The organism is Waterburya sp., from assembly GCF_058530065.1.
This window is the reverse complement of sequence record NZ_JBZNBU010000183.1, coordinates 21,985-40,936: the sequence shown is the minus strand read 5'-3', so window position 1 is coordinate 40,936 and position 18,952 is coordinate 21,985. Positions and strand designations below refer to the sequence as shown.

General features: G+C 38.8%; 19 protein-coding genes. 7 read left to right on the top strand and 12 right to left on the bottom strand.

Going from position 1 to position 18,952, the window contains the following annotated elements; translation table 11 throughout:
* The 6 genes from dndD to AC33VI_RS11765 form a co-directional block, all read right to left on the bottom strand.
* The coding region (dndD, locus tag AC33VI_RS11790) for a DNA sulfur modification protein DndD (protein ID WP_491782455.1) at window positions 1-811 on the bottom strand (811 nt) is incomplete at its 3' end.
* 75 nt (window positions 812-886) lie between these two features.
* On the bottom strand, window positions 887-2,506 hold the full coding sequence (gene dndC / locus AC33VI_RS11785) for a DNA phosphorothioation system sulfurtransferase DndC (RefSeq protein ID WP_491782454.1): 1,620 nt from the start codon (window positions 2,504-2,506) through the stop codon (window positions 887-889).
* A gap of 92 nt (window positions 2,507-2,598) precedes the next feature.
* Window positions 2,599-3,078, bottom strand: coding sequence for a hypothetical protein (locus AC33VI_RS11780; protein WP_491782453.1), 480 nt, complete (start codon window positions 3,076-3,078; stop codon window positions 2,599-2,601).
* A 79-nt stretch (window positions 3,079-3,157) separates the two neighbouring features.
* A complete protein-coding gene (locus AC33VI_RS11775) occupies window positions 3,158-3,388 on the bottom strand; it encodes a phospholipase D-like domain-containing protein (protein ID WP_491782452.1) in 231 nt (76 codons plus the stop codon).
* 421 nt (window positions 3,389-3,809) lie between these two features.
* Window positions 3,810-4,979 (bottom strand): n-acyl-d-glucosamine 2-epimerase, encoded by a 1,170-nt coding sequence (locus AC33VI_RS11770; RefSeq protein ID WP_491782451.1) that lies wholly within the window; start codon window positions 4,977-4,979, stop codon window positions 3,810-3,812.
* A gap of 27 nt (window positions 4,980-5,006) precedes the next feature.
* Window positions 5,007-5,930, bottom strand: a complete 924-nt coding sequence (locus tag AC33VI_RS11765; protein ID WP_491782450.1) for a pentapeptide repeat-containing protein — start codon at window positions 5,928-5,930, stop codon at window positions 5,007-5,009.
* A 216-nt stretch (window positions 5,931-6,146) separates the two neighbouring features.
* Here AC33VI_RS11765 and AC33VI_RS11760 point away from each other — a divergent pair, with 216 nt between their 5' ends.
* The 3 genes from AC33VI_RS11760 (at window position 6,147) to AC33VI_RS11750 (ending at window position 8,802) form a co-directional block, all read left to right on the top strand.
* A complete protein-coding gene (locus AC33VI_RS11760) occupies window positions 6,147-6,836 on the top strand; it encodes a hypothetical protein (RefSeq protein WP_491782449.1) in 690 nt (229 codons plus the stop codon).
* Window positions 6,837-6,853: 17 nt separating this feature from the next.
* Window positions 6,854-7,975 carry an ABC transporter permease gene (locus tag AC33VI_RS11755; RefSeq protein WP_491782448.1) on the top strand — a complete coding sequence of 374 codons (1,122 nt, stop codon included), beginning with the start codon at window positions 6,854-6,856 and terminating at the stop codon, window positions 7,973-7,975.
* A 77-nt stretch (window positions 7,976-8,052) separates the two neighbouring features.
* Window positions 8,053-8,802: a class I SAM-dependent methyltransferase gene (locus tag AC33VI_RS11750; protein WP_491782447.1), complete on the top strand. Its 750-nt coding sequence runs from the start codon at window positions 8,053-8,055 to the stop codon at window positions 8,800-8,802.
* A gap of 239 nt (window positions 8,803-9,041) precedes the next feature.
* On the opposite strand, the gene carB is transcribed toward AC33VI_RS11750, so the two are convergent.
* Window positions 9,042-12,278, bottom strand: a complete 3,237-nt coding sequence (gene carB, locus AC33VI_RS11745) for a carbamoyl-phosphate synthase large subunit (RefSeq protein ID WP_491782446.1) — start codon at window positions 12,276-12,278, stop codon at window positions 9,042-9,044.
* A gap of 266 nt (window positions 12,279-12,544) precedes the next feature.
* Between carB and AC33VI_RS11740 the strand changes: the two genes are divergently transcribed.
* Both AC33VI_RS11740 and AC33VI_RS11735 read left to right on the top strand, forming a co-directional pair.
* The gene (locus AC33VI_RS11740; RefSeq protein WP_491782445.1) at window positions 12,545-13,144 is read left to right on the top strand and encodes a TetR/AcrR family transcriptional regulator; all 600 of its coding nucleotides are present in this window, start codon (window positions 12,545-12,547) and stop codon (window positions 13,142-13,144) included.
* Window positions 13,145-13,202: 58 nt separating this feature from the next.
* Window positions 13,203-13,892 (top strand): glutathione S-transferase family protein, encoded by a 690-nt coding sequence (locus AC33VI_RS11735; protein WP_491782444.1) that lies wholly within the window; start codon window positions 13,203-13,205, stop codon window positions 13,890-13,892.
* Window positions 13,893-13,932: 40 nt separating this feature from the next.
* Here AC33VI_RS11735 and AC33VI_RS11730 read toward each other — a convergent pair whose 3' ends face one another.
* Entirely contained in the window at window positions 13,933-14,271 is a 339-nt protein-coding gene (locus AC33VI_RS11730; RefSeq protein ID WP_491782443.1) for a hypothetical protein, read from the bottom strand.
* A gap of 517 nt (window positions 14,272-14,788) precedes the next feature.
* Here AC33VI_RS11730 and AC33VI_RS11725 point away from each other — a divergent pair.
* A complete protein-coding gene (locus AC33VI_RS11725; RefSeq protein WP_491782442.1) occupies window positions 14,789-15,715 on the top strand; it encodes a lysophospholipid acyltransferase family protein in 927 nt (308 codons plus the stop codon).
* Window positions 15,716-15,723: 8 nt separating this feature from the next.
* Here AC33VI_RS11725 and AC33VI_RS11720 read toward each other — a convergent pair whose 3' ends face one another.
* The 3 genes from AC33VI_RS11720 to AC33VI_RS11710 all read right to left on the bottom strand — a co-directional run bounded on the left by AC33VI_RS11720 (window position 15,724) and on the right by AC33VI_RS11710 (window position 18,033).
* The gene (locus AC33VI_RS11720; RefSeq protein ID WP_491782441.1) at window positions 15,724-16,350 is read right to left on the bottom strand and encodes an esterase/lipase family protein; all 627 of its coding nucleotides are present in this window, start codon (window positions 16,348-16,350) and stop codon (window positions 15,724-15,726) included.
* A gap of 63 nt (window positions 16,351-16,413) precedes the next feature.
* Complete coding sequence (locus AC33VI_RS11715) at window positions 16,414-17,163, bottom strand: SIMPL domain-containing protein (protein ID WP_491782440.1); 750 nt, start codon at window positions 17,161-17,163, stop codon at window positions 16,414-16,416.
* Between the two features lie 120 nt (window positions 17,164-17,283).
* Window positions 17,284-18,033, bottom strand: a complete 750-nt coding sequence (locus AC33VI_RS11710; RefSeq protein WP_491782439.1) for a phosphorylase family protein — start codon at window positions 18,031-18,033, stop codon at window positions 17,284-17,286.
* An 11-nt stretch (window positions 18,034-18,044) separates the two neighbouring features.
* Between AC33VI_RS11710 and lepB the strand changes: the two genes are divergently transcribed.
* Window positions 18,045-18,602 carry a signal peptidase I gene (gene lepB, locus AC33VI_RS11705; protein WP_491782438.1) on the top strand — a complete coding sequence of 186 codons (558 nt, stop codon included), beginning with the start codon at window positions 18,045-18,047 and terminating at the stop codon, window positions 18,600-18,602.
* A 9-nt stretch (window positions 18,603-18,611) separates the two neighbouring features.
* Here the strand turns inward: lepB and AC33VI_RS11700 are convergent, their stop codons facing one another.
* On the bottom strand, window positions 18,612-18,929 hold the full coding sequence (locus tag AC33VI_RS11700) for a 2Fe-2S iron-sulfur cluster-binding protein (RefSeq protein WP_491782437.1): 318 nt from the start codon (window positions 18,927-18,929) through the stop codon (window positions 18,612-18,614).
* Between the last annotated feature and the right edge of the window lie 23 nt (window positions 18,930-18,952).

Below are 18,952 nucleotides of genomic sequence, written 5' to 3'. Positions count from 1 at the left end.
CTTCAATTTTATCTCTTTCCTCGGCAATTTTACCCCCTTCTTTATTGAATTTAGCAACAGCGCGATCGCGTTGCTTGCGGGTCTTTTTTAACTGCTGTTCTAGATCGATAATTTCCTGTTTGGTTTTTACTTTTAACTTTCTTTTTTCGGTTAATTTATGTTCAATTTCTTCAATAGTTAATAATTGGGCTTGATTGGCAACTGCTTTGCGCTTGCGATTGACCAATACCGATAAATCTGCTGTTAGTTTTTCGGCTAATTCTAAACCCAACAAATTATTAATTGCTTCTACAACTATGGGAGGGGGAGTTTCTAATTCTGCCAATTCTTTCACTTGTTCTCCATCAAACAAAAATAAATTAGAAATACCCAAGGGTAAAATATTTTCAATATACTCATCCCAATTATCTTCTAGATTGCGATCGTAACTATCCTCCCTTTTAATACTCAAGCTATCTTTTTCTTTAACATCTCGATTCCAAGCACGAGTAATTCTAAACTGTTGCCAAATTCCCCCAAAATTATCTTCAAAAGATAGTTCAATTCTAGTTAACTCTCCCGATGTAGCTTGACTATTTACCGATTGATACAAAAACTCACAGTAGCCCAATTTTCCTCTAGTAGAACATCTCGCCCTCGATCCATATAAAGCCAAACGAATAGCATCTATTAAAGTGGTTTTTCCGCCACCATTCATTCCACCTAACAAAATAATTGGGCGAACATTCTCTTTATTTTCTGGACGCAAATTAATACTATGCCTACCTGCATATGCGCCAAAATTTTCAATAACTAATTCGGTAAAAATCATCTATACATTGAACATTAAACATTTATCATTAAACATTATGTCGCTTGATGTTTAGTTTTAAGCAGATAAAAACGATTAAGATTTACCAGCAAATTTAATACTTGCCCAATCAGATTTATTATCTTGCTTCGCTTTATTATTACCCTTATTTAACTTTTCAACTTTGCTAACTACTGCTTCAATATCTCCCTTTTCCGCAGCAACTTTCAAATCGCGTTTTTGATGGGCAGTTGCGATCGCATCTTCCTGACTTCTCGAACTAGTAGCAAAACATTGTTCTAAGCTTTCATAGATACCCAAACGACGATTCTTAGTATAAAATTGTCTTTCCGTATCTAACAGCTTCGCCATCAATTCTAACTGCATTTCATCATCACAAATTTCTTCCAAGATTTCCCATTCATCACTACCAATTATTTTTTCTTCCGCACCCAACCTAATATCTTTAAATTCCTCTCCCATTATCTCCAGATAAATCTTGGGCAAACTATCATCAAACTCGTGCTTTTCTTCCAGCCAAATCCTTCTAATTTCGCTTAATTCTTCAGGAGTAATCAAACAAATATTCTTGAATTCTGCTGGCGCATTTTGTCTTACTGCCATTTGTGCCGACAATACTCGTCTTAACCAAGTTTCTCGCCATTTTTTAGTATAAGGTCCAGGGATATTTTTAACAGTTTTTTTTCCTTTATGCTCCCTTTCAAAAAGTTGCACTTGACCTTTTAGACGACGGAAATCTCTTCTATGTCTATCTTGATGCACGTCTAAGTCGTTACGTAAATCTAATAAAGGTTGTAGCCACTCTTTTTCTTCATCATTGTGAATCATGGCTTCCATCGATCTATCTTTATTAACCATCGTACATACCCAGCAGCCAAATCTTGAGTCTCCACAACTGGGGGTTGAGGTATCCACTACTAAAGGACATTCATTATCTTCAGTTGCACCACGATACATAGTAAACAAATCTCGATTTCCCGTCCCCCAAGGATTATCGCACTGCATGAGATACATCCAAACCTCATCATCTCGCCATTCTTGAATGGGACTGTAAATTACAGCATTAGGCAACGTATCACTATAGCGCAATGAATTAAATAAATCCGAATCAGATTGCAGCATTTCGCTAACTTTGCCCAATTCATACTTATTCATAGTAGCTGCCCGATTGGTACTTTCCGCTTTTCTAGTACCCAAAACCAAAACAGCCTCACCACTGACTCTGATAACGTTACGAATAAAATCATTAGTAGGACGAATTTTTAGACGCTCGGTACACCAGCGAAATCCATGACGAGGTGCGGGGTATCCTTTACCCATTAAACTCACCCAAAAAGTCTGCTTGACCTCTGGTGCAAGCAAATGAGGCTCTATAGGCAAGTTTTGCTCCTGAGCAGCTACTCTTATTTGCTCTATCGACTTTGCAACCCAATGAGAGACTATGGGATTTTCTACTAAAGTATCAGTTGTGATGACATAAACCTTTTTCGTTAGTTTTTCTGGTGGAAGAGTTTTTAGGGCATTCCAAACAAGCTGTAAAGTAGCGGTAGAGTCCTTTCCCCCTGAATAGCCTATTACCCAAGGCACAGCATCAAGACAATATAATGCTTGAATTTCTTGAATTAGTTTATCGACGTGACTGAAGAAATCTGAAACATTACGAGAAACTGACAGTGAGGTTTGTCCTTGTGTCATGCTATCAACTAGGTTTTTTATTAAAATTCTAATATAGTCATGATTGACCATAGCAGTAAATTAACTTCTTTAACTCAATCTATTCTGCAAAATTAATAATTCAGAGTATTTTGCTGTAGGTTTTGAATTAATCTATGGTACTGCCTAATAAAAGTTTCAATTGACCTGGGGCGTTCATCCATCTTTTCACAAAGTACATCGAAGCCTCCATGTGCATACTCATTCATCCGCTTAATTCCTTCGTTAGACCAGTATGGAGGAGAAGTAATGACTAACTCCGATATTTTACTGTATACAGATGTGCGCTCTTGTAAATCTATTCCGATTCTAGAAAGTTCTGTATTTATCAATAGACCCACCAGTAACTCTCCGCGAGAACGAAAAGCACTGGGAAAATCTCTAAACAATTCATCAACTTCATTTGAGGAAATATTGATATTTCTACGTTTAGTAAAGAACCCAGGTATTAGGCAGAAGTAATAGAGGTCAAATTGTATTATTGTTTTTTGTCTGATATCTTGCTCAAAGGCTCTAAACCATCTTTTTGCGTCTTGTCGTAATTCAAATCCCAATTAATCTACACCTCATCTTCTAAATCAAATTTCTCGAAGAATTCTTTTCCTTCAACTAAAATTCCGTTGCTAGTTTCAGTCACAAGACTGTTACTTGATTAAACTCTTTCTCTAATTCTTGAACTATGGCTTTAGCAATTATTTCTTCTCTTTGTTGAATCCCTGTTTCTATTGCTTTAATGTCTTCATCAGATAACAAAGGTGATGCTATTAACTGCATAGTTCCTCCTGATTTAATCAAAGCGGTTAAGCCTTTAGCCGCTAAAGCCATGGAAGTACTAGTAAAAAACCCTACAGATCTTCTATACATGATAGATTGTTCAAAACATGGAATATAAAAATCTTGTATGATTGAATGTTCACTACTAAGATATTCATCTTGAATATTTATTTTCTCTAAGCCCATAAAAAATAATATTTATTTTGAAACATCACAATACTAAATCATTAATATAAATATTTTTGAAGAAACTTACTAAATTATAAATAATAGAAAAAATAACAAGAGAATATTTTTTGCCAGATAGTTAATCCTCCGATCGTGTTCAACAATCGAAGGGAATAAATAAACTATCCTAAACAATAAGTTATTCTGACTTTTGACTTACCTCACCCATATGTAGCATTCTTTTTTAGATTTCATATAACTAATCAAACGGACTTGATATTACTCTATTAAAGATGAGTTTGGGATCGAATAATTGCTTGAAGAAAATAGTTTTAGTCTTGAATCAATCTAATTCTTGCCAGCATAAATATAAAGCGCGGGGGACGTGAAAACAACCCTTCCACTTGCCTCCTTTGAGATTTAATAATACTTCTCCTCGACGATCTAAATAGCCAAACCATTCTCCATAATTGCGATCGCGAAAATGTTGCCAAGTGTAGTGGTGTACTTTTTCAAACCAGTCCCAGCATTCCGATCTTTGAGTCAGATTATATCCTTTTAATAAGGCAACTAAGGTTTCTAAATGCACCCACCACAGTTTTTGACTCCACTCTAGTTGTTGGGGAGGATATCCTTTCACGTCGAGAAAATAATAGATTCCTCCATCTTCTTTATCCCAACCAAAATTGAGAATATTTAACATTACGTCAACGGCTCGATCGATTAACTCTAAATTATTGTTGCGCTTGGCAATATCCATCACAAACCACATAGCTTCAATACCGTGACCAGGATTAATTAATCTGCCTTCAAAACAATCTAAAGGTTTGCCATTGGGAGTAACATTTTCATATAACAAACCATCATCTCGGTTTAGGAAGTCTTCCATCACTTCCCTGACGGTTTTAGCTAAAATTGCTTCTAGTTGGTTATCAGGTAACAACCAGTCCATTTCTAAAGATAGATTGGCGAGGATCATCGGCACTGCCAAACTTTTCAGAGATCGCGTCCCAGGATAAACTTTGTTATATTTTCCTTTAGGATTGCTTTGACGACGCAAAACATTATTATAGGCTTGGAGAGCGATTTCTCTGGCTATATCGCTTTCTGTAGCTAAAGCATACTGACTAAAAGCCATAGCTGCAAAACAATCAGAAAAGATATTATAAGGCTGTACTAAAGGCTGTCCCGATTTATCTAAAGCAAAATACCAATTACCTGTTTCATCTCTACCGTATTTTGCCAAAAAGTCCGCACCATTTTTAGCAATTTTCAGCCAATCTTCTCGCTTTTCTAAGCGATTGTAAAACATGGAATAAGTCCATACCTGACGGTTTTGCAACCAAATAAATTTATCTGTATCGTAAACTTTTCCTTCCCGATCTAAACAGGTAAAGTATCCTCCATTTTCCCAGTCTACAGAGTTATTCGACCAAAAAGGAAGAACATTATTTAGTAAAGTATTTCGGTATAATTTAACTAAATTTTCGATTGATAACTGACTACTAACCACTAACTACTAACCACTAATTACTAACAATTAAGCAATCTGAGCTTCGGAAAAAGAATAATCGGAGTAGTTTCTAGCCAAATTACCTCGATCCAAAATAGTTTTGTCTAAAACTGCCATTTCAAAATCAGTATTGTCTAAATTGGCTGACTCTAGTTTGGCATTGGTTAAATCTGCCTGTTTAAAAGAAGCTTGACATAAATCAGCATTGGTTAAATTGGCATTTCTCAAATTAGCATTATTTAAGTTACCTTCTTTCAGCCGAGCATCTGCCAAATTAGCATTAGTTAAGTTGGCATGACTAAGATTAATCTCTTTTAGTCGAGAATTTTCCAGATTAGCATGGCTCAGATTGGCATTGCTTAAATTAGCTCTAGCCAACTTAGCTTCTTTAAGATTAATTCCCGTTAAATTAGCACCACTTAAATCTACATCAATCAAAAATGTTTGACTGAGATTAACATCAGTTAAAGAAACATTTCCTAACTGTGCTCCACTCAATCTACCTTCAAATAAATTTGCCCAATTAAAATTAACTTTATTCAGATTTGCTTGTCTTAAATTGACTTTTTGTAGTTTAGCTCCACAAATATTTGCTGCTAGTAAATTAGCTCCGCGAAGATTAGTATAGGAAAGATCTGCACCGCTTAGTTTTGCTTCAATTAATTGAGATTTAACTAAAAAAGCTCCCTTAAGATTGGCTTTAGTTAAATCTGCTTGTTCTAGGTCAGCTTCACTCATTTTGGCATAACTAAGATTCGCCCAGTTAAGAACAGCATGGGAAAAGTTAGACTTAGTTAAAAAAGCTCTGCTCAAGTTAGCCCCCATCAAGTTAGCCCCCGTGAGGTTGACAGAAATTAGCATAACTCCAGATAGATCTTCTCCTCTGAGATCTACTCCTGTAAAATCTCGATAACCTTGTTCGTAAAACCTTAATAGTTGACTGGCTTTCATATATTACTTAGTACTAATTAATTTTACGTAGATAGGATTTAACTATAAGTAGATCGATTAATATTTCTCTTATTTGTTATTATTACTCTCGATCCGAATAAGTAGCTAGTTAATAATAATTTTTGTTTCTTTCTGTTTAAAATTTTGTATTTTCATTGTTAATTCTTGATGTAAGCTATTTAGATATTCCAAAACAATCGGTTTTTTCAATATACAATGAATCAATATTCCTATGAAACTAACCAACAACTTCTACAAGACTTGATGCGACAAGTAAATATAGCTGATATTTACGAATTGAGTAAAGTAGCGGGAGTTGCTAGATTGCCAATAATCAGAATACAAAGAGGACTGATTTTAAATGTATCCGTTAAGTCATTAGTGCGTATTGCCCAAGCTTTGAATATTTCTACGGATAGTTTAATTGAGACTTTTAGCGAACAGCCTCAAGAGATTAAAATTAGACCTCAAAAAGTGGAAAATGATGATGGTAGTGATGCCTTGGCAGCTTGTCAGCAAGAATACAAGAAATTACAACAAGAAATGCTTCAGCAGCAAGAATTTTTAGAAGCAGAGTTTCAAAAATCTAGTTTAGAAACAATTGAATCTTGGCTGTTGCAATGGCCTACCGCAGTTATGGCAATTAATAAAAACCCTAATTTACCTGCAATTAGATTGCTGGGTTTAATGAAACCTTTAGAACAACTATTGGAACAGTGGGAAATCAAACCTACTGCTAATGTCGGAGAAAAAGTTACTTACGATCCTCAACACCATCAATTGATGAAAGGAGTTGCAGAAGTAGGAGATATAGTAGAAGTCCGTTATGTCGGCTATCAACAAGAAGATAAATTATTATATAAAGCCAAAGTCAGTCCTATTTCCCCAGAAGAAACCGAACAATAAGACATAGAGGAAAAATAATGAATTGGTGGCAAAAACTCAAAAAAAACTCTTTGGCGCGTTTTGGAGCAACAATATTAATCGTATTTTACCTTTCTGCTATTTTTGCCGATTTTATTGCCCCTTATTCTCCCTATGCTTCTCAAAAAGATGGTTCTTTACTACCACCTACTGCTATTCACTGGCAGAATGAGCAGGGAAATTTAACTGCCCCCTATGTTTACCCTACAACTCAAGGGACAACGGATCTAGCAACAGGCGATCGCTTGTTAATTATAGATCGCGACAATCCTGCTACTTTGGGGTTATTTGTGTCAGGAAATTCTTATAATTTATTTGAGATTTCTCTCCCTCTACAACCTAAATTTGAAACTGTAACTCTCTTTCCTGGTATTCCTTTAAAACGTCATTTATTTGGGACTTTAGGAGAAGGTAAAATCAACATTTTAGGCACTGACGAACAAGGAAGAGATTTATTCAGTCGCTTGTTATTTGGGGCTAGAATTAGCCTATTTATTGGACTAGCAGGTATTTCGATCTCTTTTCCCTTGGGTATGCTGGTGGGGGGAATTTCGGGTTATTTTGGCGGTTGGATCGATGCAGTCTTGATGCGGGTAGTGGAAGTATTGATGACTATTCCTGGTATTTATCTTTTAATTGCTTTGGCTTCAGTGCTTCCTCCTGGTTTAAGTAGCGCGCAAACATTTTTATTAATTGTCTTAATTACTTCTTTTATTAGTTGGTCTGGGTTAGCCAGAGTCATTCGGGGGCAAGTATTATCTCTTAAAGAACAGGAATTTGTCAGTGCAGCTAATGCTATGGGTGCAAATCCTTTTTATATTATTGTTCGCCATATCCTTCCCCAAACAGCCACCTATATTATTATTTCAGCTACTTTAGCAGTTCCAGGATTTATTATTGCCGAATCGGTTTTAAGTCTAATTGGGTTGGGTATCCAATCAAAAGATCCTAGCTGGGGAAACTTACTTTCTAATGCTACTAACGCTTCAATTTTAGTATTGCAACCTTGGTTAATTATTCCTCCAGCTTTATTAATTATTTTGACTGTTTTAGCCTTTAATTTATTAGGAGATGGTTTGAGAGATGCTTTAGATCCTCGTAGCTTGTATAAAAGTAAATAAAGATTTATTTTCGCTCTTTAACATGGTAGGGGTAGTATATGAAAAAAATAAGCGGTTATTAAATTAACCAAAAAACTATGATACGTAAGATCGTCAATAGTCAAGTACGTCTCAGTTACAAGGTCGATAGTTTTCTGCCTAAAAAATATACTCTTGATGGTCACCTCGATTACAAAGAGTCTCTTATGCCAAATTATTTAAAGCAAAATCTGACAATTTATGATGTAGGTGGTGGCAAAAGACCTTATTTATCCTTAGAACAAAAGAAATCTTTAAATGCCAAAGTTATCGGCTTAGATATTAGTCAAAACGAGTTAGATAATGCTCCTGAAGGAATATATGACGAAACTATCTGTACTGATATTGGGGAATTTCGTGGGGAGCAAAATGCCGATCTATTAATTTGTCAAGCAGTCTTAGAACACGTACAAAACATTGAAGGTGCGTTTCAAGCAATATCGAGTATTTTAAAACCTGGCGGATTGGCATTAATTTTTGTACCTAGTAAGAATGCTCTGTTTGCCCAATTGAATCTTCTCTTACCACAAGAAACTAAAAAGGCTATCTTACATAAAGTTTATCCACAAACAGCAAAAGTTCAAGGTTTCCCTTCTTATTACAATAAATGTACTCCCAGAGATTTTAAAAAGTTAGCTTCTAACAATGGTTTATCTCCGATAGAAGAACGATATTATTTTATGAGTGACTATTTTCACTTTTTCGTTCCCGCCTACTTTGTTTGGCGAACATGGATTTTGACTTATCATTTTCTTTTGAAAGAGCAAGCAGCAGAAACTTTTTCTATGGCTTTTGAGAAGAAATCATAATTTTTAACCCACTTTATTAAACCTGAAATAGTGGAGCTTGGAGCTACTTACCTACCCTTCGGGAGCGGAGCATTAGTTGCAGCGAACTGAATCGCCTTACTTTGCCCAGGTCACCGATCTGGGCTTGCCCCGTTTGGCTCGGGGTAAACGCCTTTCGTCGGCGACTTGGGATCTCCGCTCTACCTATTACCTAAAAAGGATAACCTAGAAGGTACGGAAATTAATTGGAATGACTCTAACTAAATGTATTCCTGTAATGCTTTTACCTCTAAAGGTTCGGATTGCAAAGAACGAATGGCTGCTACGGTAGCTTTTGCCCCTGCGATGGTAGTAATAATCGGTAACTTATAATCTAGTGCCATTCTTCTGATTAACTGTGCGTCGGTTTGGGATTCTTCTCCTGTAGGTGTGTTGATAATTAGTTGAATTTCGTTATTTTTAATCGAATCTACCACGTGAGGACGACCTTCATGGAGCTTGAGGATTAAATCTACATTTTTAATTCCGTTATCTTGCAATGCCTTTTGCGTGCCAGAAGTAGCAACAATTTTAAAGCCTAAATCGATAAAATCTTGGATCACGGGAACGATCGTTTGTTTATCTCGTTCGTTCATCGAAACAAAAACCGTACCCGACAGGGCTAAATCTACCCCCGCACCGATTTCTGCTTTGGCAAAGGCTTTGCCAAAATCGCTGTCGATGCCCATGACTTCACCTGTAGAACGCATTTCGGGACCTAAAAGGGTATCGGTATTGGTAAATTTATTAAAGGGTAAGACAGCCTCTTTGACGGCAATATGTTTGGGAATAGTTTCTGTTTCGACTCCTTGGGAAGCTAGACTCTTGCCAGACATTACCAGAGATGCGACTTTGGCTAGAGGTACGCCCGTGGCTTTGGATACGTAGGGTACGGTACGAGAAGCGCGAGGATTTGCTTCAATGATATAGACTTGTTCTCCTTGTACCGCATATTGAATGTTCATTAAGCCAACAACTTTTAAAGCTTTGGCAAGTTTGTCCGTCCAATCCCTGATAGTGGCGATCGCAGTTTCAGGTAAGGAGTTATAAGGAATAGAACAGGCAGAGTCTCCCGAATGGATTCCAGCTTGTTCGATATGTTCCATAATGCCACCGATAACTACTTTGCCCGTACTGTCGCAGAGGGCATCCACATCTACCTCGATCGCATTTTCGAGGAATTTATCGATCAGGATTGGACGATCTGGTTCGACTTCCACCGCATAGGTCATGTAATGTTTGAGATCGGCATCGGAATAGACAATCTCCATTGCCCTACCCCCCAATACATAGGAGGGGCGCACCACTACGGGATAGGAAATGCGGTTAGCAATTTTGAGAGATTCTTTATAACTACGAGCAATACCATTTGGAGGCTGTTTGATATCTAATTCTCGTAGAATTTGCTCGAATCTTTCCCTATCTTCGGCAGTATCGATCGAATCGGGAGATGTACCCCAAATCTTAGTTGCCGAATCCTGCTGTTTTAAATATTCCTGTAAAGGTACTGCTAGTTTTAACGGAGTTTGTCCCCCAAACTGGACGATAATTCCTGCGGGGTTTTCTGCTTCAATAATATTGAGTACGTCTTCTCTAGTTAGAGGTTCAAAGTACAAGCGATCGCTGGTATCGTAGTCGGTAGAGACGGTTTCGGGGTTGGAGTTAACCATAATCGTTTCGTAACCCGCAGCCGAAAGAGAAAAAGCAGCATGACAGCAACAATAGTCAAATTCGATTCCCTGTCCGATGCGGTTTGGTCCTCCACCAAGAATCATTACTTTAGATTTATCGGAGGGCGTAACTTCCGATTCCCCTTCTTCGTAAGTAGAGTAGTAGTAAGGAGTAAAAGCTTCAAATTCCGCAGCACAGGTATCCACTAGTTTATAGACGGGAATAATGCCCAAACCCTTGCGATATTCCCTAACTTCATCTTCACTAGTTTTAGTCCCGAAAGCTATCTGGCGATCGCTAAATCCCTGTTGCTTGATCGAGCGCATTTGAGAGGCACTAATTTTAGTTAAAGAAGTACTAACTAAGAATTTCTCAGTGGATAACAACTCTTGCATTTTATCCAAAAACCAAATATCGATCGCCGTTAGTTCGTGGATTTCTTCAGGAGTCATGCCCAATCTCAACCCTTGATAGATGCTAAAGATCCGCTCGGGGTTGGGAGTCCGCAAACTAGAACGGATGTGGGAAATAGAAGGCAAGGTTTCACTGCGATCGCAACCAAAGCCATAATGACCCGTTTCTAAGGATCTGAGAGCTTTTTGGAAAGATTCGACAAAGGTTCTACCAATTGCCATTGCTTCTCCTACCGACTTCATTTGGGTAGTGAGAATGGGTTCCGTACCAGGGAATTTCTCAAAAGCAAAGCGGGGAATTTTGGTAACTACGTAGTCAATGGTTGGTTCAAAAGAAGCAGGGGTTTTTTGCGTAATATCGTTAGATATTTCGTCTAGGGTATAACCGACAGCCAATTTAGCGGCAAATTTAGCAATGGGGAAACCAGTAGCCTTAGAAGCCAGAGCCGAAGATCGCGAAACCCGAGGATTCATTTCAATTACGATTACTTGCCCATTTATGGGATTGATCGCAAACTGAATATTAGAACCTCCCGTCTCTACTCCAATTTCTCGAATAATCGCTAGAGAATAATCTCGCAAGCGTTGATATTCTTTATCAGTCAGAGTTTGGGCTGGGGCAACGGTAATAGAATCTCCCGTATGTATCCCCATCGGATCGATGTTTTCAATCGAACAGATAATTACCACGTTATCTGCCAAATCCCGCATTACCTCTAATTCGTATTCCTTCCAGCCTAAAAGAGATTTATCGACTAGGATCTGATTGACGGGAGAGGCATCGATCCCCGATGCGGAAATTTGCTCGTATTCTTCCTGATTGTAAGCAATCCCGCCTCCAGTACCACCTAAAGTAAAAGCAGGACGAATGATCAAAGGATAGCTGCCGATTTCCTTGGCAATCTTTTTCGCTTCTTCTAAACTATTAGCAATACCAGACGGACACATTGGCACGCCGATCTTTTCCATTGCTTCTTTAAACAACAACCGATCTTCTGCCTTCTCAATAGCTGGTAATTTTGCCCCAATCAGTTCTACACCATACTTATCTAGGACTCCACTTTTAGCTAAAGCTACTGCCACATTCAAAGCAGTTTGTCCCCCCATTGTCGGTAACAAAGCATCTGGTTTTTCTTTAGCAATCACCTTTTCTACCATATCGGGAGTCAAGGGTTCGATATAGGTGCGATCGGCCATTTCAGGATCGGTCATAATCGAAGCGGGGTTGGAATTAACCAATATAACTTCGTACCCTTCCTCTCGCAATGCTTTGCAGGCTTGCGTCCCAGAATAGTCAAATTCACAGGCTTGTCCGATGACAATGGGACCCGAACCAAGAAGTAAGATTTTGTGAAGATCGTTGCGACGGGGCATATTACTTTGTCTTTCGCCTTACGTTAAACTGCTAGCGTTTTATTGTATAGTTTCTTGACCCCTTTAGTACCCTCTACTTTATCTACATTTAAGAATATTGATTTTAGGATAATTTATAGTAGTTCTGTAAAGTCCCAAAGCTTGTATCTTTAACAGCCATTATCTAGTAAACTCTAAAAATCTTGAAATCAGGATAATTTTTTGCCTTTTAGTTGTCGATCGCGGTATAGTTATCGAGACCGTTCGGTCTGAAAAACTTCATCTATATGCCCAAAGCCAAAACAACCAAAGAATATATTATTCAGCAAGCAGCAGAATTATTCAATCAAAAAGGTTATGCGGGTTGCTCGATCGCCGATATTATGCAGACGACGGGTTTGAAAAAGGGAGGTATTTACAATCACTTTAAAAGTAAAGACGATCTTGCCATTCAAGCTTTTGAATATGCTGTCGGCATCGTCAGACAACAGGCTTGGAATGCTGTCAAACAGGAAACCAATGCTATTGCCCGTCTGAAAGCTTTACTGAGAGTTAATTTAAGTTATATGGATAAACCTCCCCTGGCTGGTGGTTGTCCGATTTTGAATACGGCGATCGAAAGTGATGATACTCATCCTCTATTGCGCGATCGTGCCAGAAAAGCGATGGATGATTGGCGAGGTCTCATCGTACGTATCCTTAACAAAGGCATCAAAAAACAAGAGATTGCTGCCAGTGTAGATCCTGAAGTTACCGCTAGCTTTTTAATCTCTGCTATTGAAGGTGCGGTGATGATGAGCAAGTTATATCAAGATGCCGTTCATTTGCAATATACGATTGCCAGCTTGAATCAATACCTCGATCGCCTTGCCGATCGTAGCGATTAATTTTTTTGAGTTTTTACAGACCGATCGGTCTTGAAATAGTTATTTGGAGATTGAAAAAATGTTACAGTTTTATTACCATCCGTTGTCTCCCTTAGCCCGTAGAGTCTGGCTAACTTTATTAGAGAAAAATATCGAATTTGAACCAATCGTAGTTAACTTAGATCGAGGAGAACAACTAAAGCCAGAATTTTTAGCAATCAATCCTTTTCGCAAAGTACCAGCAATTGTCGATGGAGATTTTAAATTAATTGAATCGATGGCAATCATGGAATACTTAGAAGCTAAATATCCTCAACCCAGTTTATTACCCCAACAACCAGAAGCTTTAGCTAAAATCAAGATGGCACAAATGGTTGTCAGTAACGAACTAGTTTCTAAAGTCATTCCCCTAATATTAAACGACCCTCAATCCATTGAAACAGCTAAAGCCAAGCGACATCTCAAACGAGTTTGCCAGTTTTTAACGGATTTGTTAGGAGATAAAAATTATTTTGGAGGCAATCATTTAACTTTAGGAGATATCGTAGTAGGGAATAGTCTGGTTTTAATCGATTTATTAGATTTAGACTTAACTTCCTTTCCCCAACTTCAAGCCTATATTTATCGCTTGATGAAGCGCGAAGCTTGGCAAACAGTACAGCCTAATCGAGAGCAAATTGCACTTTGGCAAAAATATATAACCAATCTAGTTGCTAAAAAATCTCACATTCAAAAGCGATCGCAGAATTTCTACAACTCGAAACTGTAGCTAAAAACTATCTTCAAAACATAAATAACCTGAGTTCGGGTTAAGCAGATTGAGGTAAAAGCCAATCAAGACGAAGACGTTGAGTTTCCACTCCTTTTTTTTCCGCTTGCCACTGACGCAATCTAGCTCGTGCCTCTTGAATTTCAGATTCTAAAGATAAAGGATCTATTTGTGCTACTATCTCCCCTTTAGTAATGCGATCGCCTTCATCTAGATCGATTCTCCTTAACCTACCCGTCACGGGAGCAGAAACTAGATAACGCTTGCGAATACGAGTTTCTCCTTCTTCATCCACAGTTACCCGCACGTCATCTTGTTTGACTTCTGCCACATCTACGGCAATCGGTGCGGGACGAAATGCCCAAATCAAGATAGCCACCAGACCCAAACCGCCTAGTATATAGGGTAATTTTTGCCACCCAAATTCTTTGGGTGGTTTGCCTTTAAAGTTATCTGTTGATTGGGATTTGGCTGCTTTTTCTTGAGTTGATGGCGTTGGTTGGGATAATTTATCAATCGTTGCCGATCTAAAACTGTGTAGATAAAGTCACTAGTCTAGCTCGTGTCGTATATTTTAACTTTGGAATCAGAATCGAAATTCATCCAGATAGAAATCCTGTCAGTAAGAGAATTCCTAAAATTAGAACAATTGCGATTCCATAAAATGTTTCGGGAGTGACATGGCTAACTATTTCTTTTCTTTGGCGATCGCTCATAATGTACCTCCTCTTATTTATATAGAGATCTATTTTCAGACTAGAAAATAACTGTGAGGAAAATGCGATCGTCTTACTTCAAAAACTTCCTGTTGGTAAAAAAGATAGTCATTGCATCATTGATTTACAATAGAAACATAGGTTAAATCCTCGAAAGCGACAGTATTTCTGGGTCAAAAGATGAACTACAAATCGCCTCAAAATCTAGTTTCTTTCTTTCAAGCTGCGGGGGTTGTAGCGGATTTGTATCTCCAAGCCTCCTATACTAACTCTAATCTGCTGACTGGTTGGTCTTTAGGCGATCGCAATCCCCAGATAATCGAGGGATTGATGCCTTTTTTTGGTTGGATCTACCAACATTATTTTCGAGTACAAACCGACGGTTGGGAGCATATTCCTTCAACGGGAAAAGTTTTGTTAATTGGTTCTCATAACGGAGGATTGGCTGCTCCCGATACAGTGATGATGACCTATGATTGGTTGCGAAAATTTGGGACAGAGCGATTAGCATATGCCGTGATGGAACCCAAAATCTGGAAATTTTTTCCTGGATTGGGTCGTTTATCCGCACAGGTGGGAGCAATCCAACCCCATCCCAATTTAATTCGGGCTGCACTACACAAGGATGCTGCGGTATTAATTTATCCAGGGGGAGCTAAAGACGTGTTTCGTCCTTATTCTTTACGCGATCGGATTTATTTTCACGGTCATAAAGGATTTATCAAGCTAGCTTTACAGGAAGAAGTTCCCATAGTTCCCTTTATCTCTCACGGAGCGCATTCTACTCTGATTGTCTTGGCAGATATTCACTCCCAGATGCAGCAATTACATCAGTTAGGGATGCCTTGGTTAACTGGAATCGATCCTGGAGTATTTCCCATTTATTTGGGCTTGCCTTGGGGCGTTGGTATTGGCCCATTGCCGAATATTCCTTTACCGATTAAATTACACACTAGAGTTTGTCCCCCGATCGCTTTCGAGCGATATGGAGTAGAAGCAGCCCGCGATCGCAACTATGTAGAGCAGTGTTATCGTCTCGTAGAGTCCCAGATGCAAACCGAATTAGATCGATTATTTACCGAACATCAAGATTCTAACTGTAATTGAGTCTGGAGTTAAAAGTTGCTCGCTCGACGATCGAACGCCCGTTTTACAGTTGCTTTTACCCGAAGATCGTTCATCATAAAGGTGTGCATAACAGGTAGTTGCACTAGACGATCGCGATCGCTCAATCGAGTTTCACTTAGGGCAACGATACCGTCATTAAGTTCATCCCCAAAAGGACTGAAGATACCTCTATGTCCTCCCGTACCCGCCACGATGGTATAGGGAGACTTTATTTGGGGAAGTGAGGCAAAAAAATTAGGATCGGTTAAGTTGTATCCACATTGTCCCGTCCACCAGCGAAAAGGCGGTAATAGCTGCCAAGCATGGGGAGCAAGGCGGGGTAATTGGTTGGGCGTGCCGAGCATTACAATATGTTGGGGTAATTTTATGGTGTGTAATCCTAAAGCTACCCTGGTCAACAAGCCACCAAGAGAATGAGCCACAATGCCGTAATCACCTCGATTGGCTAATGTCTGTAGGCGAATTCGCAAACGCTCGACAATGCGATCGAAACTTTCAGTTAAGGCAAAGTAGCTAAATTGTTCTGTTGCTAGTCCTGTTTGTTTTAGAGATTGTTCCAGACCAATTAAAGATAAAGGAGTTCGGCTCAGACCGTGAATTAAAAGTATTTTCATCTAGAGTTTTGCTGATAATTTCTGTGGTGCGATCGCAAATAATAATTCTAGCTAATTCCCTTCTCACTTCATACCAAACTGAACCGACACCACAGCAGTAATATCTTTTTCTAAAGAAGAAGTATCGTAAATACCATAATCGCTCACATCCGTTGAATTGCGGGAGGTAATTTGAAATACTCCAGTTTTAGCACTTCTGACAGCACCGACTTTATTTCCCGTACTTTTGGCGATCGCTTCTGCCCTCGATTTGGCATCTTTGGATGCTTCTGCGGTCATTTCAATACGTAGTTCACTGAGTTTGGTATATAGATATTCAGGGGGTTGAGAAACTAGGTTAATTCCTGCTTCAATCAATTCGTTTGCTTGTTGGGAGAGTTCTGTATATTTTTCTACTTCATGGGAGCGAATTTCGATGTTTTGACTCAAACGGTAAGCTAAGATTCGCCCTGTACTGCGTCCATTAACCCCAATTTCTGGAATATTAGCAGTCTGAATCGCACCCAAGGTTAGGGCGCCGTCAGGTACGCCTTGCTCTTTTAGATAAGCTTGCACCTCCTCAATCTGATTTTTTAAATTTTGATATGCAGCTTTCGTAGTGGCTTCTTGGCTAGATACAGAGAAACGCAAAATAATGTAGTCCGAGCGGATCGGTCTTTTTGCCGACCCCGTAACAACTAAAACATCATTAGCTTGCTTAAATTCGCGAATTGCCTTAGCACCGATAAAAGAACTGACAACCAAAGAAAGAGACAGGGCAGCCAATCCTGCAAAGATTTGGGGAAAATGCTCCTGAATTGAAGATGTTCTCATTGGCTTTACCTCCAGCAAAGGTATTGGATTAAATGACGATTACATTACGAGCCAAGTTCCTTGATTATAGACTAGGGTAGAACGTTTACTCTCTTGTCTTCAATACGGCTAGAGTAAAAATTATTTATTAAATCCAATACCTTCGCCAAATGAGGAACCAAATTTTGGTGTGAAGTCAAGAGGGCTTTTGGTCAATCGATAAACAATCTCTTCTAATACTTTTAAACCTGTCAAAGAACCTTTAATCAGCCGTAAAGCAGCAATGGGTTGCCGCAAAAAAGCGCTCGCCATGGCTAAAGGTTTTAAATTACCATTGCGCTCGAATGCTCGATTGAGATCGGGAATGTCTCCCGATAAATCGTCGCTGACTACCCGTAAAATAGCTACAGTAATTTTTTTCTTCTGTAATTGTTGGACACAGTTATAACCTTCCATATCGATAACACTGACAGGATAGGTTTGAGCTAGTGCTAATTTTTCTGCTGTTCGATTGATAATGCGATCGCTCGTAATTCCTGCAACTAAATCTAAAGCTAGTTTGCTCTCAATAGCAGTAGTTAATGCCGACTCTAAATTAACTTGTTGACCATCTAAATCCCAACAGCTTTGATAAACTACAGCATCCCCAGGAGAATAATTTACGTCGAGACTGCCACACATACCCACAATCAGAAGATTGCAGATATTGTCTAATGCTATCCCCAAATTCTGCAAAGTTATGGCGATATTTTTAGTTCCCAAAGGAATAGCTACAACAGGAATCTTGCTACCTGCTTGGGCTATTCCCCGACAAACTGCTTGGTATTCTGCCCCTTGAGGCACGACAATAGTATCTATAGAAATCGCTTCTATTTTAGATAAATTGTTCATTTTAGTTATTTATGTCTTTGACCGAATCAGATAAAAAAGCTAATTTATGGCGTGGTTTCAAGGAAAATGGCACTACAGTAGTCATTGCCTTACTATTAGCCTTTTTAATCCGAGTTTTTATCGCCGAACCCCGTTATATTCCTTCCGAGTCTATGTTTCCTACTCTCGAAACGGGCGATCGCTTGGTAATCGAGAAGATCGATTATAGATTTCATCCTCCCGCTAAAGGAGATATTGTTGTTTTTCAACCCCCTGCCAAACTCAGGCTATTGGGATACGAACCAAATCAGGCTTTTATTAAAAGAGCGATCGCTACCCCAGGAGAAACAGTAGCCGTTAAAGATGGTGTAGTTTATATTAACGATATACCCCAGTCGGAAAATTATATTGCTGCTCCTCCAGAATATGACCTGTTACCAGTAACCGTACCCGAAGGACAATTATTTGTCATGGGAGACAATCGCAACAACAGTAACGATTCTCATGTTTGGGGATTTTTACCTGCGGAAAATGTTATCGGTCATGCAGTCTTCCGTTTTTGGCCTCTCGAAAGGATTGGAACTGTTTAATCGTCGTAACTACTGCTTGCCAAATTGTCTTTGATATACAATTTCTTCTTTACTAGATTCTAGTTTAATGTTGGAACGAGGATATGCTACGCATAATAAAGCATATCCTTCCGCTTGTAATTCTGGAGATACTCCCATACCATCACTTTGTTCTACTTCCCCTGAAAGGATTTGAGCAGCGCAAGTGGTACAGACTCCTGCACTGCAAGAGAAAGGTAAATCAATACCTGCATCCGTTGCAGCATCGAGAATATTCTGGGATTCTGCTACTTGAATAGTGTGGGTTTCACCTTTGTGGTTTATTTCAACAGTGTAGGTATTAGACATTGGTGTAAATAAATTTTTGCTCG